At 59.7% G+C, this 20,188-nt stretch carries 25 protein-coding genes and 1 tRNA gene; 16 read left to right on the top strand and 10 right to left on the bottom strand.

What is annotated here, in order from left to right; all coding sequences use genetic code 11:
* The first annotated feature begins 158 nt into the window (after nucleotides 1-158).
* Entirely contained in the window at nucleotides 159-605 is a 447-nt protein-coding gene (locus OLZ32_RS17430; RefSeq protein ID WP_264399076.1) for a GNAT family N-acetyltransferase, read from the top strand.
* 100 nt (nucleotides 606-705) lie between these two features.
* Here OLZ32_RS17430 and OLZ32_RS17425 read toward each other — a convergent pair whose 3' ends face one another.
* Complete coding sequence (locus OLZ32_RS17425; RefSeq protein ID WP_003561157.1) at nucleotides 706-852, bottom strand: hypothetical protein; 147 nt, start codon at nucleotides 850-852, stop codon at nucleotides 706-708.
* Nucleotides 853-1,106: 254 nt separating this feature from the next.
* Here OLZ32_RS17425 and OLZ32_RS17420 point away from each other — a divergent pair, with 254 nt between their 5' ends.
* The gene (locus OLZ32_RS17420; protein WP_264399077.1) at nucleotides 1,107-1,298 is read left to right on the top strand and encodes a hypothetical protein; all 192 of its coding nucleotides are present in this window, start codon (nucleotides 1,107-1,109) and stop codon (nucleotides 1,296-1,298) included.
* 103 nt (nucleotides 1,299-1,401) lie between these two features.
* On the opposite strand, the gene OLZ32_RS17415 is transcribed toward OLZ32_RS17420, so the two are convergent.
* Nucleotides 1,402-1,596 carry a hypothetical protein gene (locus OLZ32_RS17415; RefSeq protein ID WP_264399078.1) on the bottom strand — a complete coding sequence of 65 codons (195 nt, stop codon included), beginning with the start codon at nucleotides 1,594-1,596 and terminating at the stop codon, nucleotides 1,402-1,404.
* 868 nt (nucleotides 1,597-2,464) lie between these two features.
* Between OLZ32_RS17415 and mauJ the strand changes: the two genes are divergently transcribed.
* Nucleotides 2,465-3,817, top strand: coding sequence for a methylamine utilization protein MauJ (gene mauJ, locus OLZ32_RS17410; protein WP_264421870.1), 1,353 nt, complete (start codon nucleotides 2,465-2,467; stop codon nucleotides 3,815-3,817).
* A gap of 151 nt (nucleotides 3,818-3,968) precedes the next feature.
* Here the strand turns inward: mauJ and OLZ32_RS17405 are convergent.
* Nucleotides 3,969-4,044, bottom strand: a tRNA-Ile gene (locus tag OLZ32_RS17405).
* Nucleotides 4,045-4,242: 198 nt separating this feature from the next.
* Between OLZ32_RS17405 and OLZ32_RS17400 the strand changes: the two genes are divergently transcribed.
* On the top strand, nucleotides 4,243-4,611 hold the full coding sequence (locus tag OLZ32_RS17400; RefSeq protein ID WP_025395379.1) for a response regulator: 369 nt from the start codon (nucleotides 4,243-4,245) through the stop codon (nucleotides 4,609-4,611).
* A 100-nt stretch (nucleotides 4,612-4,711) separates the two neighbouring features.
* Here OLZ32_RS17400 and OLZ32_RS17395 read toward each other — a convergent pair whose 3' ends face one another.
* From OLZ32_RS17395 to OLZ32_RS17385, 3 genes are all read right to left on the bottom strand, one after another.
* Nucleotides 4,712-4,915, bottom strand: a complete 204-nt coding sequence (locus tag OLZ32_RS17395) for a hypothetical protein (RefSeq protein WP_003541563.1) — start codon at nucleotides 4,913-4,915, stop codon at nucleotides 4,712-4,714.
* Nucleotides 4,912-5,577: an acyl-homoserine-lactone synthase gene (locus tag OLZ32_RS17390; protein ID WP_003541559.1), complete on the bottom strand. Its 666-nt coding sequence runs from the start codon at nucleotides 5,575-5,577 to the stop codon at nucleotides 4,912-4,914. Before OLZ32_RS17390 ends, OLZ32_RS17395 begins: the two co-directional genes overlap by 4 nt.
* A gap of 158 nt (nucleotides 5,578-5,735) precedes the next feature.
* Nucleotides 5,736-6,461, bottom strand: a complete 726-nt coding sequence (locus OLZ32_RS17385; protein ID WP_017989001.1) for a LuxR family transcriptional regulator — start codon at nucleotides 6,459-6,461, stop codon at nucleotides 5,736-5,738.
* A gap of 123 nt (nucleotides 6,462-6,584) precedes the next feature.
* Between OLZ32_RS17385 and OLZ32_RS17380 the strand changes: the two genes are divergently transcribed.
* Nucleotides 6,585-6,779, top strand: coding sequence for a hypothetical protein (locus tag OLZ32_RS17380; RefSeq protein WP_003541553.1), 195 nt, complete (start codon nucleotides 6,585-6,587; stop codon nucleotides 6,777-6,779).
* Between the two features lie 336 nt (nucleotides 6,780-7,115).
* A complete protein-coding gene (locus OLZ32_RS17375) occupies nucleotides 7,116-9,041 on the top strand; it encodes a DUF5054 domain-containing protein (RefSeq protein ID WP_264399080.1) in 1,926 nt (641 codons plus the stop codon).
* 121 nt (nucleotides 9,042-9,162) lie between these two features.
* On the opposite strand, the gene OLZ32_RS17370 is transcribed toward OLZ32_RS17375, so the two are convergent.
* Together OLZ32_RS17370 and OLZ32_RS17365 are read right to left on the bottom strand one after the other, a co-directional pair.
* A complete protein-coding gene (locus OLZ32_RS17370) occupies nucleotides 9,163-9,402 on the bottom strand; it encodes a DUF2934 domain-containing protein (RefSeq protein WP_003541547.1) in 240 nt (79 codons plus the stop codon).
* Nucleotides 9,403-9,427: 25 nt separating this feature from the next.
* Complete coding sequence (locus OLZ32_RS17365) at nucleotides 9,428-9,634, bottom strand: hypothetical protein (RefSeq protein ID WP_003541544.1); 207 nt, start codon at nucleotides 9,632-9,634, stop codon at nucleotides 9,428-9,430.
* A 362-nt stretch (nucleotides 9,635-9,996) separates the two neighbouring features.
* Here OLZ32_RS17365 and OLZ32_RS17360 point away from each other — a divergent pair, with 362 nt between their 5' ends.
* Together OLZ32_RS17360 and OLZ32_RS17355 are read left to right on the top strand one after the other, a co-directional pair.
* On the top strand, nucleotides 9,997-10,380 hold the full coding sequence (locus OLZ32_RS17360) for a BRA0787 family protein (RefSeq protein WP_017988998.1): 384 nt from the start codon (nucleotides 9,997-9,999) through the stop codon (nucleotides 10,378-10,380).
* 213 nt (nucleotides 10,381-10,593) lie between these two features.
* A complete protein-coding gene (locus OLZ32_RS17355; protein WP_027664192.1) occupies nucleotides 10,594-11,007 on the top strand; it encodes a DUF4174 domain-containing protein in 414 nt (137 codons plus the stop codon).
* Nucleotides 11,008-11,071: 64 nt separating this feature from the next.
* Here OLZ32_RS17355 and OLZ32_RS17350 read toward each other — a convergent pair whose 3' ends face one another.
* Nucleotides 11,072-11,782, bottom strand: a complete 711-nt coding sequence (locus OLZ32_RS17350) for a GntR family transcriptional regulator (protein ID WP_017988996.1) — start codon at nucleotides 11,780-11,782, stop codon at nucleotides 11,072-11,074.
* Between the two features lie 266 nt (nucleotides 11,783-12,048).
* Between OLZ32_RS17350 and OLZ32_RS17345 the strand changes: the two genes are divergently transcribed.
* The 8 genes from OLZ32_RS17345 to OLZ32_RS17310 all read left to right on the top strand — a co-directional run bounded on the left by OLZ32_RS17345 (nucleotide 12,049) and on the right by OLZ32_RS17310 (nucleotide 18,812).
* On the top strand, nucleotides 12,049-13,137 hold the full coding sequence (locus OLZ32_RS17345; RefSeq protein WP_264399081.1) for an ABC transporter ATP-binding protein: 1,089 nt from the start codon (nucleotides 12,049-12,051) through the stop codon (nucleotides 13,135-13,137).
* Between the two features lie 54 nt (nucleotides 13,138-13,191).
* Nucleotides 13,192-14,490: an ABC transporter substrate-binding protein gene (locus tag OLZ32_RS17340; RefSeq protein WP_003541534.1), complete on the top strand. Its 1,299-nt coding sequence runs from the start codon at nucleotides 13,192-13,194 to the stop codon at nucleotides 14,488-14,490.
* Nucleotides 14,491-14,645: 155 nt separating this feature from the next.
* A complete protein-coding gene (locus tag OLZ32_RS17335) occupies nucleotides 14,646-15,560 on the top strand; it encodes an ABC transporter permease (RefSeq protein WP_017988993.1) in 915 nt (304 codons plus the stop codon).
* A gap of 1 nt (nucleotide 15,561) precedes the next feature.
* On the top strand, nucleotides 15,562-16,383 hold the full coding sequence (locus OLZ32_RS17330) for an ABC transporter permease (protein WP_264399082.1): 822 nt from the start codon (nucleotides 15,562-15,564) through the stop codon (nucleotides 16,381-16,383).
* 1 nt (nucleotide 16,384) lies between these two features.
* Nucleotides 16,385-17,128 (top strand): aspartate/glutamate racemase family protein, encoded by a 744-nt coding sequence (locus OLZ32_RS17325; protein WP_264399083.1) that lies wholly within the window; start codon nucleotides 16,385-16,387, stop codon nucleotides 17,126-17,128.
* Between the two features lie 4 nt (nucleotides 17,129-17,132).
* Nucleotides 17,133-17,744 (top strand): flavin reductase family protein, encoded by a 612-nt coding sequence (locus OLZ32_RS17320; protein WP_264399084.1) that lies wholly within the window; start codon nucleotides 17,133-17,135, stop codon nucleotides 17,742-17,744.
* Between the two features lie 191 nt (nucleotides 17,745-17,935).
* A complete protein-coding gene (locus OLZ32_RS17315) occupies nucleotides 17,936-18,424 on the top strand; it encodes a heme-degrading domain-containing protein (protein ID WP_264399085.1) in 489 nt (162 codons plus the stop codon).
* 1 nt (nucleotide 18,425) lies between these two features.
* Nucleotides 18,426-18,812 carry a hypothetical protein gene (locus OLZ32_RS17310; RefSeq protein ID WP_264399086.1) on the top strand — a complete coding sequence of 129 codons (387 nt, stop codon included), beginning with the start codon at nucleotides 18,426-18,428 and terminating at the stop codon, nucleotides 18,810-18,812.
* Nucleotides 18,813-18,884: 72 nt separating this feature from the next.
* Here OLZ32_RS17310 and OLZ32_RS17305 read toward each other — a convergent pair whose 3' ends face one another.
* Complete coding sequence (locus OLZ32_RS17305; RefSeq protein ID WP_264399087.1) at nucleotides 18,885-20,144, bottom strand: AGE family epimerase/isomerase; 1,260 nt, start codon at nucleotides 20,142-20,144, stop codon at nucleotides 18,885-18,887.
* Between the last annotated feature and the right edge of the window lie 44 nt (nucleotides 20,145-20,188).

Genomic DNA, 20,188 nt, shown 5'->3' with positions numbered 1-20,188 from the left:
CTGTCGGTTGATTGTGAAGCTATTGCGGCGGAAAAGACAGGCGCATGTGTCGTGAGAGAAAAATCTGCGGGGTGCATGCGTTGGGGCTGAACCGGGAGGGCGTCCGCCGCCCTTTAAAAGCCGAAACGGCTGGACCGGAACCGACGGCTCGTTATCATATGGCGATCATCGACGACGAGGAAGCAATGTTCGAAACGCTCGATCCCGTCCCGTCTGAGATCGCCACCGCGATTTCCGACGGCCTGAACGCCTTCAACGAGAGCGCTGAGATCAGACGTGAGGCCTTCGCCATCGTCTGGCGGGAGAACGGAGGGCTTGCCGGCGGGATAACGGCGTCCGTTTCCTTCTCGGTTCTTTTCATCGGCAATCTGTGGGTCGAAAAATCGCTGCGCCTGAGCGGCATCGGCAGGAAGCTGATGGCGGCGGCGGAAGAAGAAGGGCGCCGCCGCGCCGCCGTCATGGCCTGCGTCGACACGCTCTCGACCCAGGCCCCGGATTTTTACCCGAAGCTCGGATATGTCGAATTCGGCAGGGTCAGTGGGCATGCCGGAGGCCGGCCCGTCGACCGGATATGGTTCCGGAAGGAGTTGTCCGCCGCAATATGATCAGAAGCCGCTGGCGGCTTCCCATCAGATATCAATTGATATGACATTGGAGGACGTAATCGCAGGGGCAGACGAGTCGGTTGACTCGCCAATTGTCCTGCTAGGCGCCGAAATCGTCCATGAAGGACGGATGGATGGCGGGCTTGCGCTCTTCGCGTGCGTCGCGAATACGCTGGGGAACCGCACCGAGACCGGCGACGAAGCGGGTCAGGAGATTGCGGTTGAAAAGTTTATGTATGGCACTCATGGTAGTTCACTCATTCTTTTTTTTGTTAGCCGGCAGCATATATTTTGCCCAGGCTGCCATAACAATGGGCAATTTTGCATGACAGTTATGTGACAGTGCATGGCTTGAGGGTGGCTGGCCTAAAAGGTGATCACATTGACGTTAGAAGCGGCCGTTGAGGGCGGTTGGCTGCTATAAATCCTCGTCGGTATTCGCTGTGGGTGGTAGATTGCCCGCTTGGGGTAAAGCAATGCCCCTCCGAAGGAGAAGCCCAGATGAACCGATTTTTCGCATTTATCGCGACCGGAACGCTGATCAGCTTTGCCGCGATCATTTCGGGCTGCACTTCGTCCGGAAGCGTTGACCAGACGTCGTCGATCGGCGGCGGTTATTATGAGCGTCAACCGCTTAATCCCGCGTGTGGGGGTGGGTTCAGGCCGAGCGATGGGCGTTCTTGCAGCTATTAGAAATGTACACCGATTGGGCATGATGCCGCCGGACGAAGTCGTGTGATACCGGCCATCGCCGGAAACGAATTGCCGCAGCAATCAGACTTCTCATTTTCCAGCGCTAATAACTGCACGGACGATCGTTGCCGAATCCATCGCGGCAGGCAGGCCGAAGGGCAAAGTCAGCGCTCTGAGCGGTATAGCCGACCGAACCCGTCTGCACTGAGTCGTTTGAGCTCGTGGTACACGACGATGCCCACATGGCAATGACGAAAACGGCTGCCATAGCTGCCGATAGTTTGCGAGTTTGAAGCATCTCCCCACTCCACTGTCCAAAGTGTTTGAATAACTCTGGCAAGTAGGGCCGATGAGGCATCCCGATAACTGTCGTTGTCGATCAAGATTTTGTTATATGCTGAAAACCCGTTCGCCAGCGATCGCTGCCACGATCAAGCTTGCCTCGGCCACACCTACAGATGTCGTTTGTTTGGACAACGGCGATATAGGGAGCCGCAGCCTTTCAAAGGGTGCCATTCACCCGATTGACAGCAGATCTGGAGTAGCTGGAGGCTCGGCGCGGTCATGAATCCAGAACGAAGGCTAAGCCCCGTCGGCGAACATCCGCCATATGCGCCAGCAGCTTGCATTGGCAGAAGGCCCCTTGAGGCGCGGATGCCATATCCGGCGCGCACCGGGTCAGGTCGCATTGAAATGCTTGGGTTCCACGGCAAAATAACAGCAAGCGGCAACGAACAGGGCTTTGGAAAACAAGGCAGAAGTCCTGTCGCAAGTCCTTCCAACCAGTAGAGAACTTGAGTTTATGGGGAGAACAACCTGCGACAGGGAATTCGGCTTCTGTCCCGGGACTATGTGAAGGGACTTTTCGGGCACGGCCGGTGTCATTGGATATGCGGACGCCTACGGCTACGGTCTCGATCAAGGCGCTCTTGAACGATACTTCGGCTCGATTGGCTTGGCGACGCCGGAGGGCTTTTCCTATAGCAAGGTGAACATCGAGCGTGCGTCAGCGGAAAAACCGTCGCAGTTTGAATGCACCCTTCCAAGGCTATAGCGAAGTCGCTTGGGGTGCTGAAGCCATAGACTTGCCTGCCGCCGGTTCAAGCCCCTTTGAGGCTGCTTCAAGTACCCTTCGAAGGACGCCAAGGAGTTGATAAAGCATAGCCATGGTCGAAAAAGTCGCCGTCCCAAAGTTGCAGGATCTATATGTCGGCCGACTTGCTATGAGAGGCGATTGGGTAGTGGCTTGTGTTCGCTCGCAAATGGCTTGGCCGATTGTAACGACAGAAGTGTTGTTCCGGGAGCGCACAATGTTCCTCATACCTTGGGCCGATGCTGGAGGATCAGCCGGGATAATGTATCCCGCCGCCGCTGTCTCTTTACAGCCTGACGAAGACCGGGATTCGGGGCAGCTGCTGATAAGCCATTTTCTCAGTTCACTGGCCTGGGCACATGGGCAGTCTATCGAGATCGAACAGTGGAGTGGAGGAAATTTGCCGCGATCCATGGGCGGGTTCAATGGGCCATATGTTGCCACCCCTGATTTTCTTCACCCTTACGTGCCTGATCCTGCAGACGCTAAGGCCCGTCTGGCACTTGCCCTCTATCGGGAGGGGCTTGGTCTGAATAATCCTGCCTACGCGTGCTTGAGCTTCTTCAAAATTCTCAACATCTTTAGGGATAAAGGTCCAGATCAAATTGCTTGGATTGACGATACGATTCCTAAGATCAAAGACAGTCGGAGAGCGCGAAATCGCATCTCCTCCCTCCAGAATTCGAACGAGACGCCAGGCAAGTACCTTTACGGGTCCAACCGCTGCGCTGTGGCCCACGCCTTTGGGACTACTGCAAACCCTGAGGATCCGGCTGATATGCGGCGGATGCGACAAGATTTGCCTGTTGCTCAGGTGTTGGCGGAATACGCCATCGAGCACCACTTCGGTGTGAAGAGCAGCCAAACGATTTGGGAAGAGCACCTTTACGAGCTGAAGGGCTTCTACGAAATATTCGGCGAAGGTGCCGTGGCGACCATAAAGGCAGGCGCCTCGCCGGAGCGAAATCTTTGGCCGCTGCTTCCTAGGCTTACAGTGTCGTTGGCACGCAGTGAAGGGTTCGCGGCGCTAACCAACCTTCGTTCTGAGGTAATAGCGATTGCGGATGGCTGTGCGAGTGTCATGTGCACCTCTGATGACAACCTTACAGAGATGGTGCTGAGGCTGAATTTCGCAGAGGAACGACTACAGATAAATGTGAAGGATGGGCTGAGGGCGGCCGACGACGGATCGGAGGTGGCGGCCAGAAGCTACGCAAGCGTCATGCGATTTGTTCGCGACTATATACTCAACGGTGTCCTTGAAGTGTGGGATTGGGATCAGCGAAGACTGCTTGGTAAATGCGATGCCTTCATTCCGTTGAATGTCGATCTCGAGGCAACCAAAAGAGCTTATGATTCAATCATTAGAAATTACGAAAATCTAGCTGAGGTACGGTCGAAATCGGGGAGCTTTGGTGGAGACTAGGTCCGCAGCTCCCACCATCATCGAATGACGCGCCATCAAACCGCCCTCAAGCATGCTTCAAAAGATTTCGAAAATTCCGGAATCTAGTGTCAAAATTCCGGTTTTTCGCGTCCGGCTACAGCGACCGGCTAGATACAGCATCTTGAAATGTTGGTGGGCCCGGAGGGACTCGAACCCCCAACCAAGCGGTTATGAGCCGCCGGCTCTAACCATTGAGCTACAGGCCCTTGGCGCCGTGTCCGCGCCGTGATGCCGGGGCAATGGTTCCCGCAGCATCGGTTTCGCTCTAACGCAAATCCGCGGGAGCTACAAGCGGTGAGCGCAAGCATCTGTGGACGATGCATATTTCGTGGGCAGCCACTGGAACCTTCTCGCGCGGGCTACACTTATCCAAGTCACATTCCGCATGAAGAGGGCGATCGCAGATGGTGGCTTCGAACAGTGCCGTGGTGCTCATCGTGGAGGATGAACCGCTGATCCGGTTCAATATTCTCGATGTGCTGGAAGAGGTCGGTCATGTGGCGCTGGAGGCGGCGAATGCCGACGAGGCTCTGGTGGTGCTGAAGGGCAGGCAGGATGTCGATATCCTGTTCACCGACGTCAACATGGCCGGTTCGATGGACGGTCTCCAGCTTGCCAATCGGGTGAGGGCGATGCGGCCGAATATCGGCATCATCATCACCTCGGGCATGGTGCGGCTCGATCCGATGGCGCTGCCCGCCAATACAGCTTTCCTGCCCAAGCCCTACATGCACGACACGCTGATTTCGACGATCGATTCCCTGATGACCTGACAGGGGCGCGCAGCCGCAAAACGGGGACGGTTTTTGCGGCTGCGCGCGAGGCGCCGGGAGACATGCTCGTCTTCAGGCGGGGCGGAGGGGAACCACACCCTCAGCTGAAGCTGCTCTTCAGCGCCTCGTTCTCGTGATGGGCCTTCTTCTCGTAGATCGTGAACAGCGCCATCGAAAGGAGATATGAGAGGAAGGGATCCCCTATCTGCGTGGCGATGTCGCGGGATGCGAGAACATGGCGCTCCAGCGCGCCGATATCCTTCTGTATTGCGGTCTGCGTGGCGGTTTCAGCGAGGCGGTTCATGCTGCCATCTCCAGGAATTGGGTCACGACCGATCGGGCCGGCACGTGCCTGACATAAAGGGGTAGGGTGAGGCCGAGGGCGGCGCGCATCTTGCGCAGCACCCGGTCCGATACTTCGAAGGCGCCGCAGCAGACGGGGTATTTGCCGTAGCCATCTGCACGGCCGAGTTCTTCCACTTCGGCGCCGGCGCGCTTGTAGACGCGCTTGAGGTAGGGCTCGTAGTTGGAAATCATCGTATGGATGCCGTGATCGAGCGCGCATTCGCAAAGCGCAAGCAGCATCATGGAGAAGGCGCGGCCGGCATCGACATTGGAGAAATCCTTGGCGATCGCCTCCTCGTCGATGCACATGCGCGTACCTTCCCAGATGCCGGGGGCGATAAGATTGGCGGCATCGGGAAACGTCTCGCGGAAGACGTCGTAGAGAAGGGTCGGGCCTGTCGTCGGCATCAGGCGCATGCCGCCATAAAGGCGGGTGCGGCTGTCGTTGCACCAGACGAGATAGGCGGGAGCCAGCGAATCGTAGCTGTCGCGTTCGTAAGGGCCGATGACGGGAACGTCCCAGCCGAGCGTATCGGCGAAGACCTTCTTGCGCAGGCGAAACATCTGGTCGAGTACGGCAGCGTATTTCTGATACTCATGTGCCTGAATGATAACGAACATTTTGCCCTCCAGCGTTTTCAAGTTCGTGGAGAGCAGAATGGTTCATGCGGGCCGGATCGGAAATTCCCTCAGATGGGCCCCCCCAGATGAGGGGGGCAGAGCATGTCGCGCAAAAGTGTGCCGCGGTTTTGCGACAACGACATGCGCCAACAAAAGACCTAGGGATTGATGATGCGCAATTGAACGGCCCGGGAGGCGGCGGCCGAGATCGTGGCGCAGCCGAGTTTGAAGCGGGCGGTCTTCAGATAATCGCGCGTGGTGTGCTCCGATATGCCGAGGATGACCGAAATATCCTTGTAATCCTTGCCCAGCGCCGTCCAGTGCAGACACTCGATTTCGCGCGGCGACAATGACGGCACCGGATCGTTTTCGCCATGCAGCTCGTAGACGGCCTTGCGGTGGATGAGATGGGCGATCTCGATCCATTCGTTGCGGCAGCGGCGGACGAGTTCGGCCCATTCCTCGGCCGGTATGCGGGCATTCAGCGACAAGAGCGCACGGCGCTGCGCCTTGTCGGCGACGGGAATGGAGTAGCCGTTGCCGCCGATGCCGTGCTTCTGGGCATCGACCAGCATGGCATAGGCCTCCGGTGTCGGCTCGACCTCGCTCCAGTCGAAGGGCAGCTGGCGTTCGAAGCCCTGCTTGACGATCGGATCGACCTTCACATAGCTGTTCAGGAGGTAGCGGGAGACCCAGGCATCTGGGTACGTAGTGCGCACGAAGGGCGAATCGATCTTGCTCGCGATCGTCTGGGCGAGATGGTAGGTGACGAAATCGAGACCATATTCCGCCTGGAGAATGCGGATGGCGGCATCCACATTGGCCGCAGCCTTGATCTGTTCGAAAGCGGACTCGAACTTTTCGCTGTAGGTATTCTCAATCATTTCCACTGCCCCAATCCCCTCAATCCTACCGCGAGCGCTGTCATAAATACAAGGCATCCCCACATATGCGGGGAATGACAATCCGGGCCCCATCTGCTAGCGCCTGTCATGAGGAGACCTCATATGGACAGCAAGAGACCATTCGAGATTGCCGAATGCCAACAGGCCGCCAAGGGCCTGAAATCCAGCTGGCAGGACATGGCAGGCTCCGAAGCGCTGATCCGCGCCCTCGTTGCCGAACGCAACGGCGATACGCCGCTGGCGCTGTTCTGGACCGAGGTCCACCGGGCGCTCTGCCAGGAAACCAACGCCTTCTGATAATCGGCTTTCCCGAAAGGCTCAGGCTTTTCTCCTTGGCTAAACAGCGCATCATTCGGGCGCGGCAGCAAGGAAGTCCCGCCGCCTTTCTATATAATTATCGATGAACACGTCTTCATTCTTGTCGCGATTCGATTCTACGATGAAAGCGTCGGACGATAGCGTTTTCGGATATATGGTTAAAAAACCCGCAATATTTCATCGATTTGTGCCAAAACGGGTTGACGAAGAATTTGTGGCAGGAGCAATGATGTTTGTGGAAACGGTTACACTTCTCACCTGTGCCGCCACTGGCTGCAGAATGTTTCGACTGTCATCACCGATGCGTGGAATGGAATGACTGAAAAGCGCGTGCATCTGGTCTTCAAGACCCATCTCGATATCGGCTTTACCGACCATGCCGAGAAAGTCCGCCGGCAATATCACGAGCGCTTCATTCCGCAGGCGATCGAAACGGCCAAGCATTTTCATGCCGAAAATCCCGACGAGCCGAAATTCATCTGGACGACGGGCGCCTGGCTGATCTGGGACCATCTGAATTCGCGCTCGGCGGGAGAGGTGGCAGCGCTGGAACAGGCGATCGAGCGCGGGCTGATCCGCTGGCACGGCCTGCCGTTCACAACGCATACGGAGCTGATGTCGCCCGACCTTTTCCGGGCCGGGCTTTCCTATTCGCAGGAGCTCGACCGGCGCTTCGGCAAGACGACGATCGCGGCGAAGATGACCGATGTGCCCGGCCATACGCTCGGCATGGTGCCGCTGCTTTCCGAAGCGGGCATCCGCTTCCTGCATCTCGGCGTCAATACGGCCTCACCGCCGCCCGATGTGCCCGATATCTTTCGCTGGCGAGCACCTAGCGGCGAGGAAGTGGTCGTCATGTACCAGCGCTCCTATGGCGAGACCTGTTTCCCCGACGGTTTCGAGGATGGCCTGAGCTTTGCCCATACCAACGACAATATGGGGCCGCAGAGCGTGCCGCAGACGGCCGAGGCCTATCGCCAATTACGCGCCCGTGAGCCGGATGCGGTCATCCGCGCGGCGACGCTCGAGGATTACGGCGCCATTCTCTGGAGCGAGCGCGAGCGTTTCCCCGTTGTCGAGCTGGAACTCGGCGACAGCTGGATCCATGGCAGCGGCAGCGATCCGGTGAAGACGGCGCGGTTCCTCGCGCTGCAGCGGCTCTACGACCGCTTCGCGGCGGATGGGCTCGACGCGCGGCGTCTCGCCTTCGGGCGCGGACTGGCGATGGTGGCCGAGCATACCTGCGGCGTCGATATCAAATCCTATCTGCGTGACGACAAGGCATGGTCGCGGTCCGATTTCGAGGCCGCGCGCCGATCCGATTACCGCTTCGCCTATACCGAAGCCTCATGGGACGAGCAGCGCGCCTATCTCGACCAGGCGGTCTCGGAGCTCGACGAGACGGACCGGAAGGCGGCCCAGGCGGTGCTTGCTGAATTCGCCACGCCTGCCGTGATCGAGGGCGGTGGACGGGAGCTCCGTCTGCAGACCGGTGGCTGGTCGATCGCGCTCGACGGTGCGAGCGGCGATGTGGCCGAAATCACCTCTCCCTCCGGCCGGACGATCTCCGGCCGCGACGGCTCGCTGATCGCCTATCGATATGAGAGCTACGATGCCGGCGACGTTACCAGGCACATGGAGACCTACCTGACCCATCGCCAGGAATGGGCGGTGCTCGACCATGACAAGCCGGGGCTTGCCCGGTCGGGGGCAGCACTTTCGAAGGTTTTTCTGCCGAAGCTGGAAGCGACTGATGGGGCGAGCATCCTTCTGTCGATGCCGGCCGAGGCCGTGCAGACATACGGCGCGCCGCCGCAGGTGATGCTGCATTTCACCGCCGAGGGCGATCACCTCGACCTGCGTCTGACGTTGAATGACAAGCCGGCCAACCGCATGCCGGAGGCAAGCTTCCTCTCCTTCACGCCTGATGGCGCAGGGGACTGGAATTTCCGCAAGATGGGCCTCTGGCACCGATCGGGGAATATTGCGACGAGCGGCGGCGGGCAATTACAGGCGGTGACATCAGCACGCGGTGATCTTGCCGATGGTCCGCTGACGATCGAAACCTTCGATGCGCCACTCGTTGCGCCGCAAAGCTCGGATTTCATGACGTTTTGCAGGACGCTGCCGGATTTTACCGCCGGCATCCGCTTCAATCTGCACAACAATAAGTGGGGAACCAATTTCCCGATGTGGTGGCAGGGAGATTTTCAGGCGCGCTTCCGGCTCAGCCTCGACTGAGTCACGCGATCCGCAGGGATTGCGCCGCTCGATCCCGAGAGGATTGAGCCGCGGGATTCGCCGCGATTGGGTCGCTTGCTCCTGTACGGATAAAGCGGCCCGCTCCGGTGTGATAAAGGGCTCAGCCGACGCTTGCTGTTCGGTTGAACCAGCCGGCGCATGGCGCTTCGGGCCGTTGCGGCTTCGGGCGAAATTTCACGAGCACCTCGCGGCCATCGGACGAGGCCTGCGTGCGCTCCAGCGCGTCACGCTCGGCAACTGCCTGGCGCCAGTGCTCGTCGCCGCGGCCATCAGGCCGGCCCTGTTCTTCCCAAATCGCGTAAGCTCTCTTGCTGATCCATTCGTGGCGTCTGTCGCTCATCTGTCTATTCCATTCGTCAAAAGTGTTATTCGGCAATTCTGTCCTGCAGAACCGGCGGCCGGCGCTTGGCTGCCATCAGCAGGTCGAGTTCGATCGAGGAGGGCCCGAAACGGGTAAACAGGCTTTCTGCCTGCTCGCCGCGCAGGCCATATTTTGAGGCGAATTCATCAAGGCTATAGGGGCGGCCGCGCAGGATCCTGCTGCGGCGCTCCGGTTCACGGATTTGCGTCATTGGTGGTAACCCCAGTGTGTGTTGCGAATTGTGAGAACAAAACAGATTACAGCCATAAAAGTTCCGTGATTTTTCAGGGTTTTTTCGCCTCGCCGTGCCATTCCGGAGCGATCTCAGGCGGGTGGCATAGATTTTTAAGGCTGGTGTGCTCGGAGAAAATTTCGTCTAAAACACGCAAGAATATCAGCGTGTTATGGAATTCGCTTCCGCGGCGGCGGATAAATGGGCTTTACCCCGGCGCGTTACTCTATAGAATCAATAGTGTTATTCGGTTCGCAGGGGGCAGCAAAACGTTCCGTTCCCCGCGTTGGCGCGACCGATACCGGAGGACTTTGGCTTCAACCCATCAAGAGGAGACAGACATGATGAATGCACTGCCGCCACTTCATGACGGCCACGCGCCGTTCAACCTCCAGCAGCTGTTTCGCGAAGCGCTCTACGCCTTCGAGGAATGGGACAGCGAATTGACCGAACCGATCGTGACCTACGAAGGACGGGTCATCCCCATCAGCTTCGTTTTCGAAGCCATGCGCGAATGCACCGACATCGTGCCGATGAACATTGTCGGCGCCGTCACCGAACGGCTGACCAAGCCGTGGGAGGGCGAAGGCCCGCTCGACCAGATGACTTTCTCGACGGCGGCGCGTGTCATGCGCGTTTTGGTGCGCAAGCGCCTTCACGTCACTGGGGCTGCGGATCTCGTCGCCGTTTCGGCCCACGCGTCCGAAGACCAGGGCCGCGACTGACAAAGTGAGGATCGCGGCCATGGCTGCGATCCTTTTCCGCTTTTTGGCGGAACCTCGCTTATTCCCAGCCGTTTAATTCGGCAGGCACAGCCCGCCACTACAGCGCGCCTTTTCGAGAATCGCAAAGGGCGCTGTAGCACTTCGAATTGCTGCATAATCTAAGTCGATCCCGATTAAGAATTGTGCAGTGGTGACGGGCGAGGAATGAGCACCATGCTGAAATCTATTGTTCATGAAATCATCGGTACATCCAGGCGTGAGCCTGAGCTTCCGCAATCGCTCGAGCAGTTTCGCGACAGGAAACGGGTGCTGATCATCTTTGCCGATGCGCAAGATGACCGCGCGCTCATCCAGGATGAATGGCTGCGCAAGGCGCATATGCGCTTGATCGAGGAAGACGTCGAGGTGTTCAGCATTGCCGGCGGCGGCGCGTTTGCGCTGTTCGACGATGACTGGGAACTCGATGCCGACGATATCCGCGATCGGCTCCAGGGACCGCCATCCGGCGAGTTCGGGCTGATCCTGATCGGACGCGACGGAACCGTGAAGCTGCGCTCGAGCGAGCCGATGAGCGCCGAGGATATCTTCGCTGCCTTTGAGATGTTGCCAAAGAAGACGCCCTGGTAGCGTTTCGAGAGTTCGTTTGAACGGGGCGCGGTAGTTCATCTGCGTCCCCGTGTCTTTTGCATGTTCAGAGTTCGAAGGCTTCCTTGAGGCCCAGGCTCTTGCGCTCGCGCAGGTCGAGATCGGCCTCGATATGGGCGATGTGATGCAGCATCAGCTGGCAGGCGCGGTCGAGTTCGTCGGCTTCGATCGCCGAGATGATGTCACCATGTTCGGAATGACCGCAGCTCGATGCGGTCGACTGGCCATAAAGGGCAATCACCAGCGACGAGCGGGCGACGAGCTCCTCCATGAAGCGCTGCATGATCGAGTTTCCCGATATGACCGCCAGCGTCAGATGAAAATCGCCCGATGCCTTGATCTCGGCGCGGCGCGCCGTCTGACCTCGCTCGCTCATCAGGCGGCCTTCTTCCAGCAGGAGCTGTCGCAGATGTGTGATGTCATCAGGCGTGATCCGCGCCGCCGCCTCGCGCAATATGCCGGGTTCGACCAGGCGGCGGGCGGAAAAGATCTGGCGAGCCTCATCGGGCGAGGGATAGGCGACGAAGGCGCCGCGGTTCTTTTCGACGCTGACGAGGCCTTCATAGGACAGCGCCTGCAGGGCGGCGCGGGCAAGCGTGCGGCTGACGTTGAAGAGATTGCCGACATCGCTTTCCGAAAGCTTGGTACCGGGCGAGAGCCTGCGCTCGACGATCGCTTCGCGAATGGCATCGCGGATCTGTTGCGCGCCTGTTTCGGCGGAGTCTTCGGCCTGCTGAGCCTTGGCGGCGGATTTCATGAGATTTATTTCCTGATGGTCGGCAAACCATACCCGGCTTCGCGGCAAAGTTAAACAAAATTTGTGCCCGAAATGGTGGTTAGATTGTATACGATGTTTTGCACAAATTGCGCACGATAGCCTAAATCATGTGCAGATAGCGTTGTGCCTCTAATTTGCTCTGTCAATGGCTGTTTTGATAAAATCGTTATTTCGCAATGGCTTCCTGTGAGCAACGGAGTTTGGCACGGCAGATGCATCGTCTTTTCCAAACAGGGGAAGGCATGATGTCGAAAGCGGCAGAGATCGATATAGTATCCGTTTCGAAGGTCTATGGCGCGACGACGGCGGTCCATGCGATCAGCCTGAAGATCCCGGCCGGCTCCTATTGCTGCTTCCTCGGTCCGTCGGGCTGCGGCAAGACCTCGACGCTGCGCATGATCGCCGGCCATGAGAGCATCTCGTCGGGCGATATCCGCCTCGGCAATGTCGTCGTCACCGATTTTCCGCCGGCCAGGCGCGGCACGGCGATGATGTTCCAGTCCTACGCACTCTTCCCGCATCTCGATTTGATCGACAACGTCGCTTTCAGCCTGAAGATGAAGGGCGTCGACAAGCAAGAGCGGCAGGCCAAGGCGCTCGAGATGCTGAAGCTGATGCAGATGGAGGCCTATGCCGCCAGGCGTCCGGCCCAGCTTTCCGGCGGTCAGCAACAGCGCGTGGCACTGGCGCGCGCGCTGATCACCGATCCGGAAGCGCTGCTGCTCGACGAGCCGCTGTCGGCGCTCGATCCGTTCCTGAAGATCCGCATGCGCGCCGAACTCAAGAAACTCCAGAAGTCGCTCGGCATCACCTTCGTGCATGTCACCCACAGCCAGGAAGAGGCAATGGCGCTCGCCGACGTCATCGTCATCATGAATGACGGCCGGATCGAGCAGGCGGCCGCCCCGCGCGAGGTCTTCGAGCGGCCGGCGACGGCCTTCGTTGCGCGGTTCATGGGCGACCACAACGTGCTGTCCGGCCGGGTGACCTCGAGCGAGAACGGCGTGCTCGTCATGACCGTCCCGGAAGGCCAGAGCTTTTCCGTGCGTGGGACGGGCAGGGAAGTCGGCGAGCCCGTCGATATCGGCATCCGCACCGACCGCGTGCGCCTGCAGGTGGCGACCGAATGGACGCTCGGCTTCGACGGCATCGTCTCCAACATCGAATATCGCGGCTCTTCCGTGAAAATCACCGTTATCGGCGCCGGCAGTGATGACTTCACCGTCATTGCCGACGACGGCGACTATTTCGCCCGGCCGGTTGCCGTCGGCGACACCGTCTCGCTCAGCTGGGCGCTCGATGATGCCGTGCTTCTCGGCCGCTCTTCCACATAAGCCATCACCATCAAGAACACTGAACCTTCCATATCCAAGAAAAGGGGAACTGACATGACGACTGAAACGACATCGACCAAGGCGGAGAAGGGTCTTTCCCGCCGCGCGCTGCTGAAGACGGGTGCTGCCGCCGTCGGCGCCATCGCCGGCTCCGGCGCCATCACCGGCTTTCCCACGATCTGGGCGCAGACGAACATCACGCTTCGCCAGTTCGGCACCGGCGTTTCGAACATCAATGCCATCGCCGAGAAGTGCAAGGCCGATCTCGGCATCACGCTGGAGATGACGGCGACCGATTCCGACGCCGCCGCCCAGCGCGCCGTCACCCAGCCCGACAGCTACGACATCGCCGACATCGAATACTGGATCGCCAAGAAGGTGTTCCCGACCAGCGTGCTGCAGCCGATGGACGTCAAGAAGCTGAAATATTACGACAAGATCGTGCCGCTCTTCATCAACGGCAAGATGAAGCCGGAGAGCGTCATCGCCCAGGGCACGGCGCCGCACACGGTCGGTTTCGTCGAAGCGCAGGACTCCAAGAAGTTCGCCAAGGAGCCGACGCAGTGGATGACGATGGTTCCGACCATCTACAACGCCGATACGCTCGGCATCCGCCCCGATCTCGTCGGCCGCGACATCACCAGCTGGGCCGACATCATGGATCCGAAGTTCAAGGGCAAGACCTCGATCCTCAACATTCCGTCGATCGGCATCATGGATGCAGCGATGATCATGGAAGCCATGGGCAACATCAAATATGCCGACAAGGGCAACATGACGAAGGAAGAGATCGACAAGACGATCGAATTCCTGATCAAGGCCAAGGGCGACGGCCAGTTCCGCGCCTTCTGGAAGAGCTTCGACGAGTCGGTGAACCTGATGGCGTCGGGCGAAGTCGTCATCCAGTCCATGTGGTCGCCGGCCGTTGCCGCCGTCCGCTCCAAGGGCATCGCCTGCAAGTATCAGCCGCTCAAGGAAGGCTATCGCGCATGGGGCGGCGGTCTCGGCCTTGCCTCTCACCTCAAGGGGGCGCAGCTCGATGCCGCCTATGAATATATCAACTGGTACACGTCGGGCTGGGTCGGCGGCTATCTCAACCGCCAGGGCTATTATTCCGCCTGCATGGACACTGCCAAGGAATTCATGTCGGCCGACGAATGGGGCTACTGGATCGAGGGCAAGGCTGCAACCGGCGACATCATGTCGCCCGAGGGCAAGGTGATGGAGAAAGCCGGTGCGGTGCGCGACGGCGGCTCGTTCGAAGCCCGCATGGGAGCGGTGGCCTGCTGGAACTCCGTCATGGACGAAGACCGCTACATGGTCCGCCGCTGGAACGAGTTTATCGCAGCCTAAGCGATTGTCGTTTTTCCCCTCCCCAACCCTCCCCACAAGGGGGAGGGAGCCCGGAGAGGCGCGGCAAAGATACTCCCTCCCCCTTGTGGGGAGGGTTGGGGAGGGGTCTTTGATGATCCCTCCTTTCATTACTTCGACGAACGAAAGGGTAAGGGATGGCGACCATCGCAGCGGAAACGGAGGAGGATGGCCAGGGCGCGCGTGGCGGGCGCGGACTGAAGCTTTCCCCATCGGCGATCTCCTATCTCCAGGCGACGCCGCTGTTCGTTATTCTCGGCTTGTTCTTCCTGCTGCCGATCGCCATGATCGCGGTCGTCAGCTTCTGGGACTACGACTTTGCCGGTCTCTATCCCGATTTCCTGACGATGAACTACACCGATACGCTCGGTTCGTGGGTGACGTGGAAGATCTATCTCAACACGTTGAAATTCACCGCGATCGTCTGGGCGCTGACGCTCGTCATCGGTTTCTGGGTCGCCTATTTCCTGGCCTTCCACATCCGCAAGACGTCGACGCAGATGATCCTCTTCCTTGTCTGCACCGTGCCGTTCATGACGTCGAACATCATCCGCATGATCTCGTGGATCCCGGTGCTCGGGCGCAACGGCCTCGTCAATTCGACGCTGATCAACATGGGCATCATCCCGCAGCCGATCGAATGGCTGCTCTATTCCGATTTCGCCGTCGTGCTTGCCATGGTGCATCTCTATACGCTGTTCATGGTGACACCGATCTTCAACACGCTGATGCGTATCGATCGGTCGCTGTTCGAGGCGGCGCGCGATGCTGGCGCCTCCGGCTGGCAGGTGCTGTGGAACGTCGTCATCCCGCTCGCCAAACCCGGCATGGCGATCGGCACGATCTTCGTCGTGACGCTCGTGATGGCCGACTTTTCGACGGTGCAGGTGATGTCCGGCGGTCAGAGCGCTTCGGTGGCGCTGATGATGAAGAACCAGATGTCGCTGCTGCAATATCCGGCCGCTGCGGCCAATGCCGTGGTGCTGCTCGCCGTCGTGCTGTTGATGGTCGCTGCCATCCTGCGCGTCGTCGACATCCGCAAGGAGCTTTGAGATGAGCCACGAAAAACGCGGCCTGGAATTCTACCTGCTGGCGCTCTTCTTCGTCATCTTCGTGCTGTTCCTCTACGGCCCGCTATCGGCGATCCTGATCCTCTCCTTCCAGGGGCCGGACGGCGGCCTGACCTTCCCGATGAACGGCGTTTCCACGCACTGGTTCTTCAACCTGTTCGAGAAGCAGGCGGTCGGCGATTTCGGCGCCTCGTTCCGCCGCTCCTTCACCCTCGGGCTGATGGTGATGGCGGTGACCGTCATCGTGTCGCTGCTTGCCGGCCTTGCCTTCCGGCGCCGTTTCCCAGGTTCGACGGCACTGTTCTACGCCACGGTCGCAAGCCTCGTCGTGCCGTCGATCATCATCTCGCTCGGCATCGGCGTCGTCTTCCAGGAGGGAGGGCTCAAACCCGCCTGGTATTCGTCGGCCTTTGGCGCCCATCTGACCTGGACGCTGCCGTTCGGCGTGCTGATCATGTTTGCTGTCTTCAACCGCTTCTCGCCGGCCTATGAAGAGGCGGCGCGCGACCTCGGCGCCAGCTCCTGGCAGACATTTCGCCATGTCGTGTTGCCGATGATCGCGCCGAGCCTGGTCGGCGTCGGCCTGTTCGGCTTCACGCTCTCCTATGACGAATTCGCCCGCACGCTGATGACATCAGGCACCTACAACACGCTGCCGCTCGAAATCTACGGCATGACGACCAACGTCACGACGCCGGTGCTCTATGCACTCGGCACGGTGACGACGCTGTTTTCCTTCACCATCATTCTCCTCGCGCTCGGCATCATGACGATGCTCAGCAGGCGGCAGGCAAAGATGAACTGACATGCGCATCCTCATCGTCAATCCGAACACCACGGCCTCCATGACCGAGAAGGCCGCCACCGCCGCGCGTGCGGTGGCGGCCTCCGGCACGGAGATCATCGCGGCCACCTCGCGCATGGGGCCGGTTTCCATCGAGGGGCATTACGACGGGGCCTTAGCGATCCCCGGTCTGCTCGACGAACTCAGGGAACGGCAGGGTGTGGGCTATGATGCGGCTGTTATCGCCTGCTTCGACGATACCGGGCTCGAAGCGGCGCGGACCTTTGCCGATGTGCCGATCCTCGGGCTTTGCGAATCCGCCGTGGTAACGGCGGGCTTCCTGGCACAGCGCTTCACCGTGGTGACGACGCTGGAGCGCTCGCGGGTGCTGATCGACAATCTGGTGCGCCGCTACGGCATGGGCGACCGCGCCAAGGTGCGCGCCTCCGACATCCCGGTGCTGGAGCTGGAAGATCAGGCCTCCGGCGCGATCGGCAAGCTCAGGGCCGAGATCGAGCGGGCGCTTTTGGAAGACGGCGCCGAGGCGATCGTGCTCGGTTGTGCCGGCATGACCGATCTGGCGCGCGAACTGCAGGAGATCTACGGCGTGCCTGTCGTCGATGGCGTTGCCGCCGCCGTCAAGCAGGCCGAAGCGCTGGTGTCGCTCGGGCTTTCCACCAGCAAGCGCGGCTCCTATGCCTCGCCGCTGCCGAAACCCTTCACCGGGGCGATGAGCGGTTTCTCGCCGGTCCTGAAGGTCGGCTGAACCGATGGCCGTTTCCTTCGATTTCAAACAGCTCAGCGAGCGTGAACGCTACAAGCTGATGATCGGCACGATCATCCCGCGGCCGATCGCACTGGTGACGACGGTCGACGAAAACGGCCGGGTCAATGCGGCGCCCTTTAGCTTCTTCAACTGCCTTTCGGCCGATCCGCCGATCCTTGCGATCGGGGTCGAGAACAATGCCGACATGTCGTTCAAGGACACCGGCCACAATATCCGCATGACCGAGGTGTTCACGGTCAATATCGTCTCCTTCGCGATTGCCGAGGCGATGCATGTCTGCGGCGCCAGATATCCGCGCGGTGTCGACGAACTGAAGCAAGCGGGCCTGACGGCGATGCCGGGCGAGAAGGTGGCTTCGCCCTTCATCGCCGAGGCGCCGGCCGCCTTCGAATGCAAGCGGCATGTGACGCTGGAGCTCGGCCGCTCGCGGCAGATCGTCATGGGCGAGATCGTCTATGCGCATTACCGCGACGGGGTCGTCGATCCTGAACGGCTGCATGTCGATCCGGCAGCGGTCGATGCCATTGCGAGGCTCGGCGGCGATACCTGCGCCACCATCCGCGACCGTTTCGAGATGCTGACGCCGAAGCTCTGAGATAGAGCATTTCCGTTTTCTTCGAGTGACGAAAATGCTCTATCTCTTTGTCTTCGCGCAATTCCGGACGCAAGACCGCAGCGCGCTTTTGCTGGAATTGCTCCAGGGGTAGGCCCAAGTTTTTGCTTTACTTTTTTTCTCCTGGCGAGAATGGTCTGCACCGATCATCGCGGCAGAGGAGAGCTTTACCCATGACAATCGATGACGATCTCAGCCGGATCGCGGAGCAGGAGAAAGTGCTGAGCTTCGACGCCTTCGACCTGACGACGGCATGGCAGCTCGGCAAGCTCTTGCAGGAACTTGCCACAGAGCGCGGCCTCGGGATCGCGATCGACGTGACGCTGCATTCTATGCCCGTTTTCTATGCGGCACTCCCGGGTGTGACGCCCGATAACGTCAACTGGGTCCGCCGCAAGCGCAACATGGTGCTGCGTTATTTCCGCAGCAGCTATGCCTCCGGTCTGAAGTTGCAGAGGGACGGCAAGACGGTCGAGGATAATGGGCTTTCCGGCGCCGACTATGCCCCGCATGGCGGCAGTTTCCCGATCAACGTCAAGGGAACCGGCTGCATCGGCGCTGTCACCGTCTCGGGACTGCCGCAGCGTGACGACCACAATCTCGCGGTCGAGGCGCTGGCGCTGATGCTCGCCAAGGATCTGGATACGCTGCGGCTCGCCTGAAATGGCCAAGGTGCGCGGCACGCGCTGCATGGGCGACGGCTACGAACCGCATGTCGATGATATCGATGGACGGTTGATCTATTCGCTTCCTGTGGATTCCGGGCATGTCAGCCTGTCCTTCGAATATGTGATCGAAGCCGGCGATCTGGCTGTGCTGCTCGACGATGTCTATCGCCGTGCAGTCTTGCATTGGGTTCTTCATACCAAACTTCAGCCGACGATCATCAGTACGGCGGAGAATATATCGCAAGCGGATTTTCGTGCGCTCTTGTCGGAGATTTTGCATTCGCCGATCAACAACGTCGAGCGGCTGATTCAGGCGGTGAACCGCCAGCACAATATCCATCTGCAACACTATATCGGTCTGGACTTGGCGCAGGCGCGCTGACAGGACCCGGTATCTCTCGTCTGCCGACGTCCTGCCGCAACTAATCGGTGCCGAGCTGCTGAGGGTTTCGCCTCAGAGCTTGCCGCCAGCCTCGGTGATGCCCTTTGTCAGGCTGCCCGTTGCAGGGTAGAGCGGGATGAGGCAGGCCTGCAGCGCGTGGTAGATATCGCCCTTGCCGGGGAACAGCGAGTGAGAGGGGACGAGATTTTCCGTCAGTTCCTCGTGCCAGCCGCCGTTCTTGTGGTCGATGAAGGCGCGCTCGATCACGTTCCAGATCTTGCGGTAGCTCTCCTCATGGAAATCGCTCGGCAGGTGCTCGTTGAGAAAATGTGCGGCAGCCGCACCTTCGCAAGCCGGCCACCAGAGCTTGTTGCGCTTGGCGGGCTTGTCGTCCCAATCGAGCGTATAGAAGAAGCCGCCCTTGTCGTTGTCCCAGCCGAGCGCCATGGATTGGGCAAAGAGCGCCTTGGCCGCATCCGGCATCCACTCGATCCGTTTGCCGCCGAGCGCCCAGAGCTGCAGGATGAGGCGAGCCCACTCCAGCCAATGGCCGGGCGTCGTGCCGGCGGGGCGGAACATTTCGTTCGGATGATAGTATGTCTTGTCGAGGTTCCATTCGGCGTCGAAATGCTCGGCGACGCGCCAGTCGACCGAACCGGCGGAGCGGCGGATGACGAGATCGGCGATGCTTTCGGCCTTGGTGAGGTATTCCCGGTCGCCGGTGGCTTCGAAGGCCGCCATCAACGCTTCGGTCAGGTGCATGTTGGAGTTCTGGCCACGATAGGCGCCGCCATCGAGCGGTTGCCAGTCGGCGGTGAATTCCTCGGCAATCGCGCCGTGCTTGGCTTCCCAGAACTTCGTGTTGAGGATCTCGGTGATATCGGCGAGCATGCCGTCGGCAAGCGGATGGCCGATCGTCTTTGCGGCTGAGGCGGCGAGCAGCACGAAAGCATGGCCATAGCCCTGCTTGTTGGAATCGACGGGACCGTCATTGTTCAGCGACCAGAAATAGCCGCCGTTTTTCCGGTCGCGATGATGGTTCCAGATATAGTCCATGCCGTGGTCGACGACATCGGCTGCACCTGGGCGGCCGAGCAGGGTGCCGATCGAGAAACAATGCACGGCGCGCGCGGCGATATGGATGCCGCGAACCTGGCCTTCGGCGTCGAGAGGCCGGCCCCCGTCGTCGAGATCGTAGAAGCCGCCCTTTGGGTTGACCGAATTGTGCTGGAAGAAATCGAAGAGACCGTTCGCCTGGGTCAGCAGCCAGCCGCGGTGATAGGCGCGGGTCGTCCAGTTTCCAAGCACGGCGTTGCCGGTTGCGGGTGCCATGATGCTCCTCCGATTTCGTGCACAAAGCGTTGTAAACGCCTATA

Origin of the sequence: Rhizobium acaciae (assembly GCF_025941625.1) — a bacterium.
Lineage (GTDB): Bacteria > Pseudomonadota > Alphaproteobacteria > Rhizobiales > Rhizobiaceae > Rhizobium > Rhizobium acaciae.
This window is presented reverse-complemented; position numbering and strand designations above follow the sequence as displayed.